Consider the following 18,784-nt stretch of genomic DNA (forward strand, 5'->3'; position numbering starts at 1 on the left):
GGCAGAATGCGTAGACTCCTGCGGGAACAGCACGTGTCTGAAGACCCCACAGGAAGTGGTCTTCTTCCGAGGAGGGCTGAGGCCGTGCCCGCGGAAAGCGAAGCATTCTGCCGCAGCGAATTGCAGCACATAGCATTAATAAGTGAAAGCGAGAGCTAAACTATACTGAATTAAAGAAATCAACAGTCTATATATTTTCCGTTGTAGCTTAGAACAATTACAACAATAAAAGCAACCGAATAAATAAGAAAATCCTATAATCAGAAACATTCCTTCTCAAAGTCAAAATAAAAATTCGCCTTGTGATTCTAGGCGAATTTTTATTTTGAAGCTTATTCTACAGATAGAATATAGGAATATATCGGTTGGTCTCCGCGATGGACTTCAATTTCGATATCTTCATATGATTCTTCAATATAACTAACTAATTCATCAACTTCTTCAGATGTAACATCTTCACCATATAAAATAGTTAAGATTTCATCATCTTCTGTTATCATCTCTTTTAATAATAATTTTACAGCTTCTTGTTTCTCTGGATGTGTAGCTTTTATCTTCCCATCCTCAATACCCATAAAATTACCATTCTTAATGGTGATACCATCAATTTGTGTATCTCTTACAGCATATGTAACTTGTCCCGTTTTCACTTGCTTACGAGCCTCATCCATTGCTTGACTGTTGGTTTTAATATCTAGATCAGGGTGGAACGCGAGCATTGCACTTATTCCTTGGGGAATAGTTGTTGTCGGTACTACAGCAACATTTTCTTCCGCCAACTCCGCAGCTTGGTCAGCTGCCATTCGAATATTTTTATTATTCGGTAGCACCAAGATATTTTTTGCATTTGCTTTTTTAATAGCGTCCGTTATGTCCTGTGTACTTGGATTCATTGTCTGTCCACCTTCGATTACGACAGATGCACCAAGACTTTCTAGTAACGCTTTAATACCTTTACCCATTGCTACTGTAACAATTGCATATTCCTTCATTTCTACTGGTGTAACGTTTTTTGCTTTTTCACCAACAATTGCAGTATGTTGCTCACGCATGTTCTCTACTTTAACCTTGATTAAGCTACCATAACGATGACCTAGGTTAATACAAGTTCCAGGTGTTTCTGAATGAACATGTACTTTGACGATTTCTTCATCGGAAACAACAAGTAATGAATCACCAAGTTCGCTTAATTCATTACGAAACTCATCTTCATTATATGGTGTTTTGGCTAACTTTTCTTCATCAAAACGAACCATAAATTCCGTGCAATATCCAAACACGATTTCAGATGTATCCATAAAGTCTTGGGCTTTATGGTGCTCTGCGTTTACCATTTCTTCCATTTCAGCTTCAGTCGTTTCTGACTCAGGAAGTTCTTCACCTTTTAGAGCTGCTAGAAACCCTTCATAAATAGTTACTAATCCTTGCCCACCTGAATCAACTACACCAACTTCTTTTAAAACAGGTAATAAATCAGGCGTGCGTTTTAGTGAGGCTTTCGCTTCAGCTAATACTTTCTCCATCATGACAATAATATCTTTTTCATCTTTAGCTATTAACACCGCTTCTTTTGCAGCATCTTTCGCAACCGTCAAAATGGTCCCCTCAACAGGTTTCATTACTGCCTTATATGCAGTTTTAACCCCAGCATCAATGGCTACAGCCAAATCATCTGTTGTTACACTATCTTTCTTTTCCATTCCCTTAGCAAATCCACGGAATATTTGCGATAAAATAACACCAGAATTCCCTCTAGCGCCCATAAGTAACCCTTTAGAAAAGGCATTTGCAACATCTGAAGCATGGTTACTATTTAGTTTCTTTACTTCACTAGCACCTGAAGTCATTGATAAATTCATATTTGTTCCAGTATCTCCATCAGGAACTGGGAAAACATTTAAAGCATCTATTTTTTTGGCGTTATTTGTTAAATGATGTGCACCTGTTAAGATCATTTGCGTTAAAACAACACCATCAATTTTCTTGACCGTCACTATATTTCCTCCTCAATAACGTTAGAACGACTAATCCTTTAGAACACGTACTCCTTGAATATAAATATTTACAGAGTCGATAGATAATCCTAATGATTGACTCAATGCATATTTCACTTGTGATTGTACATTATTTGCTACTTCTGAGATCTTTGTCCCATAACTAACGATAATATACATATCGATATGTAATTTGTCTTCATCTTGTCGTACTATAATTCCACGTGAATAATTTTCTTTTTTTAGCATTTCTGCAATACCATCTCTAATTTGGCTTTTAGAGGCCATACCTACGATTCCATAACATTCAACTGCAGTTCCTCCAGCAATTGTCGCAATTACATCATTTGTAATGGTTACTTGACCGTCATTTGTATTTAACTCAATGGACATAATAATCCTCCTTGAATACCTACTGTTAATATAAGCAAATTATACTACATACTAATCATTTTTAAAAGTAACTACTTAAGAAAAGCGCAAGCCCCTTCTAACAACGTACGGACTGCCCCACATAACGTGTGGGTGGTTCGATTGTAATCAATCATTCCTACGAAAGTGAGAAAGCTTTGCCAGTCGCTCGGAAACCAGAGCTAGACAACAACTAATTAAGGGAAAATATCCCTTATTACAATGGACGATTTGCTCTAATCTGTCAAGTGATTTCGCTTTATCTAATACTTATTATGCTCAGAAAAAGCTTGCCAACACTTTCTTCATGCATACTGAACTATATGAAATTTATTCCAGAAAACTAGATTCATTAAAATAATCAATTGCTTTCTGTGCTTAATTATGGTAAATTATATAAGTATTATTGAAATATTAATGAACTTGTTAGAGTTGGGAGGGAATAACATGGCTAGAAAATGTGTTATAACTGGTCGCAAAACTCGCAGTGGTAACCAACGCTCTCATGCTATGAATTACAATAAGCGTAAATGGAAAGCTAATGTACAAAAAGTACGTATTATGGTTGACGGAAAACCTAAAAAAGTTTATGTCTCTGCACGTGCACTTAAATCAGGTAAAGTAGAGCGCGTATAAATATACCTAAGTACAGCTTACATTAGTAATGATGAAAAGCACCCATGTCATTGGGTGCTTTTTTCTTTTACTTTGGCTATTTTCTAAATACACAATAAAATACTTTTGCCAACATGGTTGACAAAAGTATACTAAATGTTTGGGTCCATTCTATTTTTCCTTTTTGTGAAATATCCCTATTACGACTTTCACCATACCACCTATAAATTTCGGGAGTTTAATAGTATAAAATTTCATAAGTGCCCCTCCTATTTATGTGATTCTAATTAAGGTAAAATCACATTACGACTCTTTACAAATAATAATATGCCTTTACTGAATGAAAAAGTACCATTATTTGAAAGAAGCTTATTTGAAATACATCGAGTGGACCCCCAAGAAATTGTTTTATTTTCCAAAGGATAGTAAAAGTTTGTAAGCGTAATTCCTTCTACCTCGCTTGAAAATGGGATAAATGAAATGTTTTCATACGATTCATCCTGTGTAAGATGGTAAGTACCAGGAAAAGTAAGTTCGATATAATTTTGTTTATCGATAATAATCCCCTGAACACCTTTTTTTCGAATCTGATATAGAAGTTGAATATTAGCAATCTCATGATCTAGTCTTCCACCAGTTACACCGAAGAAATAAATCTTAGTCGGTTCTAATTCTAACGCCTGTCGAACAGCCAATTCCAAATCTGTTTCGTTTTTTTCAGCCGGAAATTCCCGATACGAATTCGTATGTTCTTTAAGGCTTTCCTTCTCCTGCTCATCAATAGAATCAAAGTCTCCTATGGCATATTCCATCGATATTCCCTGCTCAGCAAGAACGAAAGCCCCTCGATCTGCTCCAATCCAGCAATCTATATCTTTCTGGTAAATCCTAAGATCAGGGATAGATTCAATAGGTCCATTTGCAACAATCGCAACTGAAATCACGCTTCGTCACCCCTCGGCGCCATGCCTAATTGCTTCAATTGCAGCTTTTCTATTTGCTTGATTAAAAATTGCACTACCTGCAACTAAGACATCAGCTCCTGCTCGAGCACACAACTGAGCAGTCTCTGGGTTCACACCACCATCGACCTCTATTTCAAAATCTAACCCTAATTCGCTACGCCATTTTGCAATTTTTTCGATTTTTGTTAAGGTACTTTCAATGAAAGTTTGTCCCCCAAAACCAGGATTCACAGTCATTACTAAAACTAAATCAACATCACCTAATACTGGTTGTAACATTTCTGCAGGTGTTGCTGGATTAATTACTACCCCTGCCTTTACTCCATTATCTTTAATTAGTTGGATCGTTCGATGTAAATGAACACATGCTTCCTGATGTACAGTAATGATATCTGCTCCACTTTTTGCAAAAGCCTGGATATAGTCATCTGGATTTTTAATCATTAAGTGAACATCTAATGGAAGGGATGTTACTGGTTTAATTGCATCTACAATAAGTGGCCCAATTGTTATATTCGGAACAAAGTGGCCGTCCATTACATCAACATGAATATAGTCGGCCCCACCTTGTTCTACATCTTTTATTTCTTCACCTAATTTAGCAAAATCGGCTGATAGGATTGATGGTGCTATTTTTGTCATAATTAATACCTCGGCTTTCTTGATTGTATTTCCTCTAAAAAATTAACATAATGCTCATACCGAAAGTGTTCAATCTCCTCGTTCGCTACTGCGTCCTTCACAGCACATTTAGGTTCTTTATGATGCAGGCATCCTCGGAATTTACAAGAAGATTTTCTTTCTCTCATTTCAGGGAAACAGTCAGCTAAATCCTCTGCTTCAATCTCACTAAAATCCAATGAACTAAATCCAGGAGTATCAGCGACTAGGCCCCCATTTAGCTCAACTAATTCAACATGCCTTGTTGTGTGTTTTCCCCTTCCAAGACTTTTAGATATTTCAGCAGTATCTAAAAGGAGCGAAGGATCTAAAGCATTGATCAGTGAAGATTTACCCACTCCAGATTGTCCCGCTATAACTGTTACATTACCAGTGAAATATTCCTTTATATCTGGAAAATAATTCGGATCCTTCGTTGAAAGTAATTCGACACGATACCCAATTGTCTCATAAACTTTTTTATAGTTTTCAATTTCAAGTCTTTCGGAATCATTTAATTTATCTACTTTCGTAATAAAAATTACAGGATCAACATGTTTTGCTTCGATCAGCACCAGAAAACGGTCCAATAAGTTAGGACTAAAGGAAGGCGAATGAGCAGAACTTACAAGGATTGCTTGATTTATATTTGCAATCGGTGGGCGAACGAGTTCATTTGTTCTGGATTTTATTTTCATAATATACCCTTCACCTTGCCCACTCTTATCAAACTCTACATAGTCACCAACAAGGGGGGTGATGTTCTGATTTCTAAAAACCCCCCGACCTCTACACTGGTACACTTTATCTTCCGACTTTACATAATAAAAACCACTTAAAGCTTTAATGATCATACCTTCTGCCATTTATTCACCTTCTTGCTCCTCATAATTTACTTCCTCACGTACAATTTCCTCATCGTCTCTTACTATCCGATATTCTGCACTACTACCAGGATTAATAACGACTGTGAATGTAAAGGTTGTATTTTCTGTTATCACTTCATCAATGTGTGGAACAGAAAAGTCCTTATTCGCATCTTTAATATAAATCTTCACATTCTGTTCAGCAGGTTCTTGTGGCTCCGTATCCTGATCGTCACCAGGCTCCCCGTCATCGGTTTCTTGTTCTTTTGGTTCATAAGGGACAGTATATTTAATTATTTGAGACTGTGGCCCAGGCTCTATTTCCTCTGGTCCCAATGAAATAACAATCTCAACCGTTTCCCCATCTCCTATGTTTGATCCAGTTGATGGGGACTGCCTTATCACAAGCCCTTCTGCTACTGTATCAGAATGTTCACTACTTACTTTTGGATTCAGATTTTCATCTTTTAAGTAGGCAATTGCATCTTCTTCTGTCATACCAGTTAGATCCGTTAAGCTTACAGGTTCAGGACCATTACTAATTTCAAAGATTACTTCGGTTTCCCCTGGAATAACTTCATCATCTGGATTTGGAGAAATTTGTCTAATAATTTCACCAACAGGTCGATCCGAATACTTTTCATACGTAATGATGTCATTAAAACCTTCTCTGTCAAGCAATGTTTCTACTTGACTAAAATCACGACCAACATAATCATCAAAAACGACACGTTCTTTCCCTTCACTTACGAATAAAGTAACAACCGTCTCTTCTTTAACGGTTCTACCTGGATTGGGATTCGTTCTGACAACCAACCCTTCATCAATATCCTCTGAAAAAACACTTTCTTCTTCTACTACCAAGTTAAGCTCTTCTAACATATCTGTTGCCTCATCTGATTCCATCTCGATAATATCAGGAATCGTTACATCACTTGGTTGCAAGAATCCTGGAAATATAAATAAAGCAGTTATGCCAGAAGCTAGTATGATAAAAAGAACGCTAAATATAATTAACCATTTCTTTTTGCCCTTTTTCTCTTTTTTCGGCTTCTTCTTACTCGTTTTTTTCTTACTTGTTGTATTCTTAGTTACTTTTTTTACTTTTTGTTTGTTATTTTCTTCAGGATAATTGACAGTTGTTTCATTCGGACGGAGAACCAATGTTTCTTGATCATAATTGCTTTCCAATTGCTGATCAGTAATAATCGGAATTGCCTTCGTTTCTTCGCCAACTTCAACTGGTGGCGTATATGCTTTCTCATTGATTTTATTCGGATGTAAAGCAGTCTCAATTGCATCTTCTAATTCATAAATTGATTCATAACGATGAAATGGATTTTTTGCTGTTGCTTTCAGTACAATATTTTCTACACTTTGAGGTATCTCAGGATTAAACTTCCTTACAGAAGGTGTATCACTTTGTAAATGCTTTAAAGCAATAGATACTGGTGATTGTCCTGAAAATGGCAAGCGTCCCGTTAACATTTCAAATAGCACAATTCCAAGTGAGTAAATGTCAGATTTTTTAGTAGCCATTCCACCCCTTGCCTGCTCTGGTGATAGATAATGAACAGAACCAAGAATGGAATTTGTTTGTGTTAAGGAAGTGGCGCTAAGTGCCATCGCTATACCAAAATCTGTTACCTTTGCTTGTCCTAAATTATTAATAAGTATATTTTGCGGTTTTATATCCCGGTGAACAATATCGTTAGCATGGGCATGTGTAATTGCTGATGAGATTTGCTTCATTATATCTAGTGCTTCCCCAACATCAATTGGCCCAAATCGTTGTATGTATTCTTTTAATGTCATCCCATCAACATATTCCATAACCATGTATAGCAAGTGATCTTCTTCGCCTACATCGTATATACTAACGACATTCGGATGAGATAAACTAGTTGCTGACTGGGCCTCCCGATCAAAACGGGCAATAAATTCCTGATCATTTGCATATTCCATACGTAAGGATTTAATTGCAACATCACGCTCTAGAATGATGTCCCTTGCTAAGTAAACATCAGCCATTCCTCCGGCACCAATTTTATGCTTAATCTTGTATCGTTCGTTCAAAAGGTGACCGTCCCTCATGTATCGCCACCTGCTTTCAAAGTAGAACCTTTAGATAAAATAATAAGAGAAATATTATCTTCTCCGCCCCGATCGTTAGCCATATCAATTAATCGCTGGCCAATTTCAGGTAATTCACTTCCTGAACGGATCACTTCATATAATTCATCGTCTACTATTTTGTCTGTAAGTCCATCTGTGCATAGCAATATCTTATCCCCTGTTTCAACATTAATTGTTCTAATATCTACTTCTACATTATTTTCTGAACCTAATGCACGAAGTACGACATTCTTTCTAGGATGGTATAAAGCATCATCCTTTGTGATTTGTCCAGATTGTACAAGGGCATTTACTAATGAATGGTCTTCCGTTATTTGCTTAAATCCATCCTCATTTAACATGTAACACCTACTATCACCGATATGCGCAATCGTAAGAAAATCATGAATATGAATGGTAATGACAATCGTAGTACCCATTCCTTCACATTCTTTATTTTCCGTAGCATGCAGGTAAATAGCTTCATTTATATCCTTGATCGAATCGGTTAGCCATTTTTCAATTTCATCAGGTGTTTTAAATGTATTCGTATTTTCCCACTTTTCCCGAATAAGTGAAATTGCCATTTGACTAGCGACATCCCCAGCTTGATGTCCTCCCATTCCGTCAGCAATAACTGCTAAAAACTGGTTAGATTGATTATAAAAAATCCCACCTGCGTCTTCATTATGGCTTCTAACTTTCCCCCGGTCTGTTAAGAATGTTCCTATCATTTTATCCCCCCTCGTCTATAAATGCATTACTATATTCTTTATTCCAGTATTACACAATTTTATTTATAAAAGAACAAAATTATCCATTTTTTTCAAAACGAGCAAGAAAAAATCCATCTGTCCCGAAATCCTGTGGGAATAATTGAAATCCGTACGTAGTAATTCCAGAGGCACTCTTAGCTTCATCAGGGAGCTGTTCAAAAAATTTCTCATCCAATTGATAATCTGGATGGTCTTTCAAAAATTCCTGAACTACTTTTTCATTTTCTGCTATATCTACTGTACACGTACTATATATTAATAAGCCACCTTTTTTCAGGAGAGGTGAAACACTGTGTAAGATTTCTAACTGAATCTCTGAAAGTCTCTGGATATCCGCTTCTTTTTTATGATATTTAATTTCTGGCTTACCTCTGATTACTCCAAGCCCTGAGCATGGGGCATCAACTAGAATTCGATCAAAGCTTTCGATGTCATGGAGTTCTGATAAATTCCTTGCATCACCTTGATTTGCATCAATAATCGTTAAGTCCAAGTCAGAAGCTTTCTTCTTGATTAAATTCACTTTCTTCTGATGAAGATCATAAGCGTATAGTTTACCTTTATCTTCCATTTTCTCAGCGATATGTGTTGCCTTCCCTCCTGGGGCACTACAGGCATCAAGAACACGCATATTCGGTTCTGCATGAAGCATTTCGCCAACAAGCATCGAGCTTTGATCTTGAATCGTTACATAACCATCCCGAAATAAGTCTGTAGTAAGAATGTTACCTTTTTCAATAATAATTCCTTGTGGTGAAAGATAAGAAGGCTTTACTTCAAATCCAAGTGATTTCAGTTTTATCATGACCTCTTCTCTTGTTGTTTTGAGAGGCTGTATTCTTATCGATTGCTGTTTCTTCACTAAGTTAGCATTACACATTGCTTTCGTTTTTTCAAAACCATATTCATTGATCCATCTTTTAACTAACCATTCTGGGTGACTCGTTTCAATAGAAAGTCTTTTTGCTTGGTCTTTTATGATCCCCGTATCTGGCACACCATCACGCTGTACGCTTCGCAGTATTCCATTAACAAATCCAGAAATCCCTTTGTGACCCCTTAATTTTGCTATTTCTACGGATTCATGTATCACCGCATGGTCAGGAACTTTGTCCAAATAAACCATTTGATAAATAGACATTCTAAGGAGCATTTTCACCCATGCATCCATTTTTTTCTTTGTTGATACAAAAGCTTCGATATAAAAATCTAAGGTCATTTTTCTTTGCATTGTTCCATATACGATTTCTGTTAGTAAATTTATATCTTTCGCGGAGATCCGATTAGATTTAATCTCGTTATCAATTAGCAAATGACTAAATCCTTGGTCTTTCTCAATTCGGATAAGGATGTCTAAAATTGTGTTTCTGAGTTGGTTTGGTTTCATATTATTCTCCTAGAATGGTTCCTTGTTTTATTCGATCATTGGCTCCTCTGAGATAATCCCCAACTTTCATTCTTTTTTTACCAGCTGGTTGAATCTCAGTAATCTTAATTCCCCTTTTATCCCCACAAATAACGATAAATCCATCATTCTGAACAAGCGTAATTTCTCCAGGTGTTCCTTGATACACACCTTGTTCGATTTCAGCCCACCAAATTTTCATTATTTTACCTTCGTACGTTGTAAATGCAACAGGCCATGGATGGAGGCCACGCACATGATTATATATTTCAACATTCCCTTTCGACCAATCAATCTTCTCCTGCTCACGTTTAATATTTGCAGCAAAAGTCGCCTTCGCTTCATCCTGTTTCATTGGCGTTAATTCTTCTGCAAATAATTTCGGTAATGTTTCCATTAGTAGGGTAGCACCAGCACGAGAAAGTTTGTCGTGCATCTTCCCAACATGATCATTTAAATCAATTGGAACCGTAACTTGTGTAAGGATATCACCAGCGTCTAATTTTTCGACCATATACATAATGGTAATTCCTGTTTCCTTTTTCCCTTGCAAGATTGCAGCATGGATTGGTGCCCCACCCCGCAGTTCAGGTAAGAGGGATGCATGTACATTCACACAACCATATTCAGGGAATGCCAATAGCTCATTTGGCAATAATTGACCATAAGCAGCAGTTACAATCAAATCTGGATCATAAGATAATATTTTCTTATATTCTGCACGCAACTTTTCTGGTTGGAAGACGGGAATTTGATGTTTTTCTGCTTCAACCTTCACTGGCGGAGGTGTTAGGACTCTTTTCCTGCCTTTTGGACGATCTGGCTGTGTAACAACCAATACTACTTCATAATCTGAAGCTACTAATTCTTGTAAAATAGGCACAGAAAAATCTGGTGTACCCATAAAAACAACACGTTTCATTATAAAACCTTCTTTCTAGCTACTTTTTATGTATGGAAAAGAACCGTCAAATTGTCGGTCCCTATACCTTTTACTTCACATTAAATGATATGGCTGCATATCGATAGAAATCAATAGATTTTCCTTTCGCATTTCATCAGCAAATTGTTCCTTGATTTTATTTAAATACATACGCAGTTGGGGTTCATTTCTGTATTTTATCATGCATTGATATCGATATCTATCTTTTATACGTGGGATTGGTGAAGGCGTAGGACCTAAAACGACGGTAGTTTGACTTATTTTATTCATTAATAAACCTACAATTTTCTGCGACGTTTGAATAACTTTGACCTTATTCTCATGAGAAATGGTAATTAGCGCTAAAAAATAATATGGCGGATATCGGAATTTTCTCCGCATGGCCATTTCTGTTTTGTAAAAATCACTAAAATTGTAAACACTAGCAAGTTGTATACTATAATGTTCTGGAGTATACGTCTGTACAATTACTTCTCCAGTTAGTTTATGTCTACCGGCCCTGCCACTCACCTGTGTTAATAATTGAAATGTCTTTTCACTTGACCGGAAATCTGGTAAATGTAACATCGAATCTGCTGTTAGTACACCAACTAATGTAACATTCCCAAAGTCTAGACCTTTTGCAATCATTTGTGTTCCTAATAAAATATCTGCCTTCTTTTCAGCAAACTGTTTTAGAATTTTTTCATGTGAACCTTTTTTTCTTGTTGTATCAACATCCATACGTATAACCGTAGCCTCTGGAATTATTTCGGTTAAGGCTTCTTCTACTTTTTGCGTTCCTGTTCCAAAGTAACGTATCAAGTCACTACTACATTCTGGGCAATTCACTGGTACATTTTCTTCATATGAACAATAATGGCATTTTAACCGATTGCTGTTTTTATGATATGTCAATGCAATGTCACAATGCGGACATTCATTCACATGCCCACAATCACGGCACATCACGAAGGTAGAATAACCTCGTCGATTTAATAAGAGCACGATCTGTTCATTCTTTTTCAATCGCTCTTTCATGCCTTCTACTAACTTTCTGGAAAACATCGTACGATTCCCTACATGCAATTCATTACGCATATCCACAATTTCTACATGTGGCATTGGCATATCGTTTGTTCGTTTACTTAGAGTAGCTAGTGTATACACATTTTTCGTGGCGCGAGCATAGGATTCCAATGTCGGTGTCGCACTACCTAATATGACTGGACAATTATAATTTTCCGCGCGGTGAATCGCAACGTCCCTTGCATGATATTTCGGTTGGTCTTCTTGCTTATACGTTGTTTCATGTTCTTCATCAATAATAATTATTCCAAGATTCTCAAAGGGGGCAAACACTGCCGACCTTGCTCCAACGACTACTTTCACTTCTTTCTGATGAATACGACGCCATTCATCGTACTTCTCCCCAGCAGAAAGTGCACTATGCATGACCGCAACATTGGAACCAAACCTACCTTTGAACCTTCTTACCATCATCGGTGTTAGGGATATCTCGGGTACAAGAACAATGGCTTCTTTTCCTTTATTTATTACTTCTTGTATTGCTTGAAGGTATACTTCTGTTTTCCCACTACCTGTTACACCATGCAGAAGAAATACCTCATGTTTTTCTTTTTCTATACTTTCCTTAATTGGGTTTAAAGCTCCTCGTTGTTCATCGGTTAATTCTAACGGATACGTTCGTTCAAATCTGTCATCATTATACGGATTTCTAAAAACCTCTTGCTTATACGTTTCTATTAGCCCTTTTTCTTCTAATGTCTTAAGCGTACTTGTTGTTGTTTGGAGTATTGTTAGTAACCGCTTCTGCTCAATCGGCTCTTCCTTTTGTATAAAAAAGTCTACTAATTGTTTTTGTTTCTTCGCAGCTTTTGAAAGATCAACAAGTGCTTCTTCTAATAAATGGGAATCCTTGGCAGGCTTGACCATTGTTATTTGCTTCTTCGTAATTTTCGATTTTACAAGATAGTCAATGGTAACATCTCCAGCCTGAATCACTTTCTGCAGCTTGTTATAGCTAATGTTCGATTGTTCGAACGCCTCAAATGGCACAATATCTCTACCTGCAAATAAATACTCTAACTCCACTGGTAAATCTAAATCCGTCTTTTTCACCAATTCCTTTTTGTAAGTTGATTTTAAGACTTGTGGTAGCATTGCTTGAAGTGCAATAATCGACAAACTAAGTGTTTCATTTGCCACCCACTTACCAAGTTCTAGCAACTCCTTAGTCAAAACAGGAGTTATATCTAAAACATCCACAATTTCTTTCAATTTGTCAAAAGTTGATTCTGATACGAAACCAACTACAAAACCCATGATTTTCCTTGGACCAAAAGGAACAATAACGCGCATTCCTGGTTCTAATATATCAATAAATTTATCAGGAATATAATAATCAAATGTCTGGTTTATCGAACTTGCGGGTACATCAACAATGACTTTTGCTATATTCACTGAGAACCAGCCTTCATATCTTGATCTATCATCTTAAGGATTTTTTCGGCAATCTTGTATTTTGATGCTAATGGAAGTTCTTCTTTCTCTTCTCTTTTATTCATGTATGTAACGATATTCGTGTCTCCTCCAAATCCCGCTCCTTTGGTAGAAACATCATTTATCACAATAGCATCTAAGTTTTTCTCTCGTAATTTTTTCATTCCGTATTCGATCGGATTTGTCGTTTCAGCAGCAAAGCCAACGAGAAACTGATGCTCTTTTATTGCACCCAAGGACTTAAGAATATCTTTGGTTCTTTCCATCATAATAGATAAATCACCTGCTTGTTTTTTAACCTTTTGGTCGTAAACAATTTTAGGACGATAGTCTGCAACTGCCGCGGCTTTTATAACAATATCATTAGATGAAAAATGCTGATGCATTGCCTCGTACATGTCACCGGCAGTTACAACATCAAATCGATTGATTCTTCCATTTGATAATTGTTGGTTAGAAGGACCTGCAACAAGTGTTACATCTGCACCAAAATCTGCCGCAGCTTCTGCTAGAGCAAACCCCATCTTACCTGTAGAACGGTTCGTGAAAAAGCGAATTGGATCCACACTTTCTCTTGTAGGTCCAGCAGAAATAAGTACCTTCTTACCAGAAAGGAAATGATTGATTTGCTGATGTTCCTCAATCACTTGAATAATGGTTTCTGGCTCTTCTAATCTCCCTTTCCCAACATAACCACATGCTAGATAACCTGCACCTGGTTCAATAAACCGATAACCCCATTGTTCTAATTGCTTCATATTTTTAATTACTGCTGGATGAGCATACATATGTACATTCATTGCAGGAGCGATGTATACTTCTGCTTCTGTAGCAAGAATTGTCGTCGTCATCATATCATCAGCGATTCCATTTGCGATTTTCCCAATCGTATTTGCAGTCGCTGGAGCAAGAAGGACAATATCTGCCCAGTCTGCAATATCGATGTGAGCAATTTTCTCAGGGTCTTTCTCATCAAAAGTATCGATATATACTGGGTTTCTAGATAAAGCTTGAAAGGTTAATGGTGAAACAAATTCCGTCGCACTTTTAGTCATCATTACTTTAACATTCGCACCTTTTTGCGTTAGTTTACTCGTTAATGCACATGCTTTATAGGCTGCGATTCCTCCAGTTACTCCTAGTAAAATTTTCTTTTGATATACCATTTGTATTCCCCCCTAGGTTCTACTTTATTTATATCATACATAGAGCAATTATTCTTGTTACAACAATGCCCTCGCAAATATGCGAGGGCATTTATCTGATTATTCTTCTATATACAACTTACCAGCAGTTACTTCCTCAAGTGCCATACCAACATACTTTTTAGACTTTGGTTTGTCAATTTGTAAATCTTTATTCTCCGTTAAATTTCTTGCACGTCTTGACGACAAAATAACAAGTTTATATTTTGATTCTATTTTCTCTTGTAGTTTGTCGATGGAAGGTTCTAACATCATAATTATTCAGCCTCCAATATTTTTTTATATTGTTTTGCAATTCGTTCACGTTTTAAATGTTCACTTTGAATGATTGCCTCGACTTTAGCAACTGCATGATCAACTTGATCGTTTACAACAACATAATCATAAGCATCCATCATTTCAATTTCTTTTCTTGCTTCTTTTAAACGATTTAGAACTAAATCTTCCGTTTCCGTTCCTCGGTTAACAATACGGTTTTTTAATTCATCCAAACTTGGTGGGAAAAGAAAGATAAAAACACCTTCTGGAAAATTATCTTTAACCTGCATTGCACCTTGTACTTCTATTTCCAAAAAGACATCTAAACCTTTCGCTAAGGTTTCTTCAACATACTTACGTGGTGTCCCATAATAATTATCAACATATTTGGCGTATTCTAACAGTTCATTTTGCTCAATAAGATTTTCAAATTCTTCTTTTGATTTATAAAAATAATCTACGCCATCCGTTTCACCTGGCCTCATTGCTCTCGTAGTCATTGAGATGGAATATTGTAAGTCCGTCGCTTTCTCGAAAAGTCTTTTCCTAACGGTACCTTTCCCAACTCCTGATGGTCCAGAAAGAATAAATAAAATCCCTTTCTCATCAATCAAATTACTTCCTCCTAATAATTGTAATAACCGTGAAATGATTACTCGTCGCCGATTTCCTCATTACTAATCACGCGTTGCCCAACCGTCTCAGGTTGAACAGCAGATAAGACAACATGGTCACTGTCTGTAATGATAACAGCTCTTGTTCTTCTACCATATGTAGCATCGATTAATTTATTATTATCTCTAGCCACAGTAATAATTCGCTTTATTGGAGCTGATTCTGGTGACACAATTGAAATGATTCTATTTGCAGAAACTACATTCCCAAAACCAATATTAATCAATCGTAATGTCGTCAACTTGCTTCCCCCCCAAGCTCTTAAACTTTATGTACGAACAATCTATTCCATCCTTTATTATACAATCTATAATATATACCAATTTATTATTATACAATAAATTATAAATGAATGAATAGCATTTTTTCAAATATGTGCAATTCCTAAATCACACAAACTTAGTTCATTATAACGCTAAATAGGAAAAATAGAAACTAACAGCAGAAAAAAATAAACCCAAGTAGGACGTCAAAAGCCGTCACACTTAGGTTTCTCAATTTATTTTTTTGCTGTTTCCTAATAGATTGTTGTTAATTAAGTATGGACTAATTAAATCAAAGTCATTTAGTAAAGCTCTCGCTCACCCTAATGTTCGTTATGTGCTAGAATCGCTCCGGCAGAATACTCTGCATTAAATAAGTCCACGATTTGTATCAACTACAAAGAATAAAAAGCAACAAGCATTACGAAAACATCTTATTTTTTAAATCCAAATAGGACAGTTGGTATGGCACTTAATGCTCCGATAAACAACCAATCTCTAAACGCTAATGCTGTTGTATGGAAAATTGGTTGTAGTGGTGGCCAATAAATAACGACAAGTAATAAAAGAAGAGATGATATAACAGCCAACACAAGATACATATTTTCAAATGGATTTCGATCAAACACAGAGTTTTCCGTCCGACAATCAAATACATGGATTAACTGAGCCATTACTAATGTTGTAAATGCTACTGTTTGTCCATATACAAGATTATCAGGATTATTTTGATAGGTTACCATAAACGCTATTAATGTAACCAAGCCAATTAAGATACCTCGACTTATAATCTTGTATCCTAGTCCTCTACCAAAAACGCCTTCTCTTGGATTTCTTGGTGGACGCTTCATTACATTATCTTCGGGCTTATCTAACCCCAGCGCCATTGCTGGGAGACCATCCGTAACAAGATTAACCCATAAAATCTGAACTGGTACGAGTGGTAACGGTAAGGCAAGGAGCATGGCAAATAACATCACTAAGATTTCCCCTACATTGGATGCTAGCAAGTAACGAATAAATTTCCTTATATTTTCATATATATTCCGTCCCTCTTTAATGGCGGATTTGATTGTCGCAAAATTATCATCCATTAAAACGAGGGAAGATGCTTCTTTCGTTACATCTGTACCACTAATTCCCATGCTGATACCAATATCACTTGCTTTAATTGCTGGTGCATCATTTACACCATCTCCTGTCATTGCAACAATATGGCCTTTTTCTTGAAAGGCTTTAACAATTTTTAGTTTATGTTCAGGTGTTACTCGAGCAAAAACATACGTATCATCTATAACATCTATTAATTCGTCCTGAGACATCTGACTTATCTTTGAACCTTCTAATACCAACCCATTTTCTGGTAAAAGGTTCAAATTTCTTGCGATTGCACGTGCGGTATTTACATGGTCTCCCGTAATCATAACTGTCTTAATCCCTGCTTCTCTACATTCTGCTATTGCAGATTTCACTTCTTTTCTCGGTGGGTCAATCAATCCAAATAAACCAATAAAAGTAAGATCTTTTTCTAAAAACGCTTCATCAAGAGACTCATTTTTCTTTAGGGGTCTCATTCCTATTGCAATCGTTCGTAGTGCTTTGTTTGCCATGTCATTTATTTTATTTACAATATTGTTTCTATCTTCCGTTCGTAACATCGATCTACCTTCATTACCTAGTAAATATGATGTTCGAGGTAATAGTACATCAGGTGCACCCTTTGTAATCAAATAGCGTAAACCATTTTCATCCTCAATCACAACACTCATTCTCTTCCTATCAGAATCAAACGGAATCTCTTTTATTATATTAAATCTTTCTCCATCCATTTCCTTTAATCCTAATTTCCTAGCAGCTACCAACAATGCACCGTCCGTTGGGTCACCATCAATCATATGTTTTCCTTTTTTAACAAGTAATGATGCGTTATTGCAAATCATTCCATATAAGAGCATTGTTTCTAAATTTTGATAGTCACGGTCAACTTTGTTTTTTTCTAAAAAGAAGTCACCACGTATATCATACCCATCACCAGTAACGTATAAGTTCCTCCCATTTAGATACATTTCTTTTACTGTCATTTGGTTTTCAGTCATTGTACCTGTTTTATCCGAACAAATAACAGATGCTGTACCTAGTGTTTCAACCGCAGAAAGCTTTCTTACAATTGCTTTCTTCTTGATCATACGTTGTACACCGAGTGATAATGCCACTGTTACAATTGCTGGTAAGCCTTCCGGAATAGCCGCTACCGCTAATGAAACCCCTGCTAGGAACATTTCGTATGTTGGATTTCCTTGCAGTACACCAAGTACAACTACTAATGCTGTCAAAAGTAAGGCAACAACAATTAGTATCTTTCCTAGTTCTGCTAACCTTCTTTCTAACGGGGTCATTATTTTCTTCGTATTAGCCATTAAAGAGGCGATTTGACCCATTACGGTATTCATCCCTGTACCGACAACAATACCAATTCCAGAACCTCTCGTAACTAGCGTTCCCATAAAACCCATATTAACTTGATCTTGTGCTTCTAAGTGCTCCTTTTGAATCGCGGCCTGATGCTTCATGACAGGTAAGGATTCTCCCGTAAGTGCCGACTCTTCTGTCTCCATACTGTTCGATTTTAAAATACGAATGTCTGCAGGAATCCTATCTCCACCATTAACTCTTACGATATCACCAACGACGACATCTCTCGATGAGACTTTCTCCCATTTTCCATCCCTTAGTACATTTGCTAATGGTGCGGATAGTTCTTTCAGTTTGTCTAATGACTTCTCCGCTTTTTGTTCTTGAAAATAACCAATAAATCCATTGACTAGTACAATGACCATAATTGCAATTGCGTCGATATATTCTCCGAGTAACCCTGCAATTAATGTTGCTGCAAGTAAGACAATTACCATAAAATCTTGAAACTGCGCGAGAAATATTAGCCATCTAGGTGTATGTTTTCCCGACTCCAACTCGTTTTGACCGTATTGTTTTCTACGTTCGTTAACTTGTTTGTCTGACAATCCTCTTGTTGAAGTTACATGTAACTTTTGTTCTACTTTTTCTACATCTAATTGATACCACTTCATCTGCATTCCTCCGGGATATAGATAATACAAAGCCTTAAATGTGTT

The 18,784-nt window shown here is 36.6% G+C and carries 17 protein-coding genes; 1 reads left to right on the plus strand and 16 read right to left on the minus strand.

The features are described from left to right. Positions 1–332: 332 nt before the first annotated feature. Positions 333–1,994, minus strand: coding sequence for a DAK2 domain-containing protein (locus D8M05_RS07190; protein ID WP_121130129.1), 1,662 nt, complete (start codon positions 1,992–1,994; stop codon positions 333–335). A 30-nt stretch (positions 1,995–2,024) separates the two neighbouring features. Beyond that, a complete protein-coding gene (locus D8M05_RS07195; RefSeq protein ID WP_121130131.1) occupies positions 2,025–2,387 on the minus strand; it encodes an Asp23/Gls24 family envelope stress response protein in 363 nt (120 codons plus the stop codon). Positions 2,388–2,852: 465 nt separating this feature from the next. Between D8M05_RS07195 and rpmB the strand changes: the two genes are divergently transcribed. Next, on the plus strand, positions 2,853–3,041 hold the full coding sequence (gene rpmB / locus D8M05_RS07200) for a 50S ribosomal protein L28 (RefSeq protein ID WP_121130133.1): 189 nt from the start codon (positions 2,853–2,855) through the stop codon (positions 3,039–3,041). 150 nt (positions 3,042–3,191) lie between these two features. Here the strand turns inward: rpmB and spoVM are convergent, their stop codons facing one another. The 14 genes from spoVM to D8M05_RS07270 all read right to left on the minus strand — a co-directional run bounded on the left by spoVM (position 3,192) and on the right by D8M05_RS07270 (position 18,739). After that, a complete protein-coding gene (gene spoVM, locus D8M05_RS07205) occupies positions 3,192–3,278 on the minus strand; it encodes a stage V sporulation protein SpoVM (RefSeq protein ID WP_121130135.1) in 87 nt (28 codons plus the stop codon). Positions 3,279–3,307: 29 nt separating this feature from the next. Continuing rightward, positions 3,308–3,964, minus strand: coding sequence for a thiamine diphosphokinase (locus tag D8M05_RS07210; RefSeq protein WP_121130137.1), 657 nt, complete (start codon positions 3,962–3,964; stop codon positions 3,308–3,310). A 6-nt stretch (positions 3,965–3,970) separates the two neighbouring features. Next, complete coding sequence (gene rpe / locus D8M05_RS07215; RefSeq protein WP_121130140.1) at positions 3,971–4,627, minus strand: ribulose-phosphate 3-epimerase; 657 nt, start codon at positions 4,625–4,627, stop codon at positions 3,971–3,973. Positions 4,628–4,629: 2 nt separating this feature from the next. Further along, positions 4,630–5,511, minus strand: a complete 882-nt coding sequence (gene rsgA / locus D8M05_RS07220; protein ID WP_121130142.1) for a ribosome small subunit-dependent GTPase A — start codon at positions 5,509–5,511, stop codon at positions 4,630–4,632. Then, complete coding sequence (pknB, locus tag D8M05_RS07225; protein WP_425454162.1) at positions 5,512–7,587, minus strand: Stk1 family PASTA domain-containing Ser/Thr kinase; 2,076 nt, start codon at positions 7,585–7,587, stop codon at positions 5,512–5,514. Between the two features lie 14 nt (positions 7,588–7,601). Next, positions 7,602–8,360 (minus strand): Stp1/IreP family PP2C-type Ser/Thr phosphatase, encoded by a 759-nt coding sequence (locus D8M05_RS07230; RefSeq protein ID WP_121130146.1) that lies wholly within the window; start codon positions 8,358–8,360, stop codon positions 7,602–7,604. A 79-nt stretch (positions 8,361–8,439) separates the two neighbouring features. Beyond that, entirely contained in the window at positions 8,440–9,789 is a 1,350-nt protein-coding gene (gene rsmB / locus D8M05_RS07235) for a 16S rRNA (cytosine(967)-C(5))-methyltransferase RsmB (protein WP_121130148.1), read from the minus strand. A gap of 1 nt (position 9,790) precedes the next feature. Beyond that, positions 9,791–10,729: a methionyl-tRNA formyltransferase gene (gene fmt, locus D8M05_RS07240; protein ID WP_121130150.1), complete on the minus strand. Its 939-nt coding sequence runs from the start codon at positions 10,727–10,729 to the stop codon at positions 9,791–9,793. Between the two features lie 75 nt (positions 10,730–10,804). Further along, positions 10,805–13,213, minus strand: coding sequence for a primosomal protein N' (gene priA / locus D8M05_RS07245; protein ID WP_121130152.1), 2,409 nt, complete (start codon positions 13,211–13,213; stop codon positions 10,805–10,807). Then, a complete protein-coding gene (gene coaBC / locus D8M05_RS07250; RefSeq protein ID WP_121130154.1) occupies positions 13,210–14,418 on the minus strand; it encodes a bifunctional phosphopantothenoylcysteine decarboxylase/phosphopantothenate--cysteine ligase CoaBC in 1,209 nt (402 codons plus the stop codon). Before coaBC ends, priA begins: the two co-directional genes overlap by 4 nt. 99 nt (positions 14,419–14,517) lie before the next feature. Next, a complete protein-coding gene (gene rpoZ, locus D8M05_RS07255) occupies positions 14,518–14,712 on the minus strand; it encodes a DNA-directed RNA polymerase subunit omega (protein WP_121130157.1) in 195 nt (64 codons plus the stop codon). Between the two features lie 2 nt (positions 14,713–14,714). Then, complete coding sequence (gene gmk / locus D8M05_RS07260; protein WP_121130159.1) at positions 14,715–15,329, minus strand: guanylate kinase; 615 nt, start codon at positions 15,327–15,329, stop codon at positions 14,715–14,717. A gap of 38 nt (positions 15,330–15,367) precedes the next feature. Next, positions 15,368–15,631 (minus strand): extracellular matrix/biofilm regulator RemA, encoded by a 264-nt coding sequence (gene remA / locus D8M05_RS07265; RefSeq protein ID WP_121130161.1) that lies wholly within the window; start codon positions 15,629–15,631, stop codon positions 15,368–15,370. Positions 15,632–16,087: 456 nt separating this feature from the next. Then, the gene (locus tag D8M05_RS07270; RefSeq protein ID WP_121130164.1) at positions 16,088–18,739 is read right to left on the minus strand and encodes a calcium-translocating P-type ATPase, SERCA-type; all 2,652 of its coding nucleotides are present in this window, start codon (positions 18,737–18,739) and stop codon (positions 16,088–16,090) included. Positions 18,740–18,784: the final 45 nt, after the last annotated feature.

It is taken from the genome of Oceanobacillus bengalensis, assembly GCF_003628445.1.
GTDB classification, from domain to species: domain Bacteria; phylum Bacillota; class Bacilli; order Bacillales; family Amphibacillaceae; genus Oceanobacillus; species Oceanobacillus bengalensis.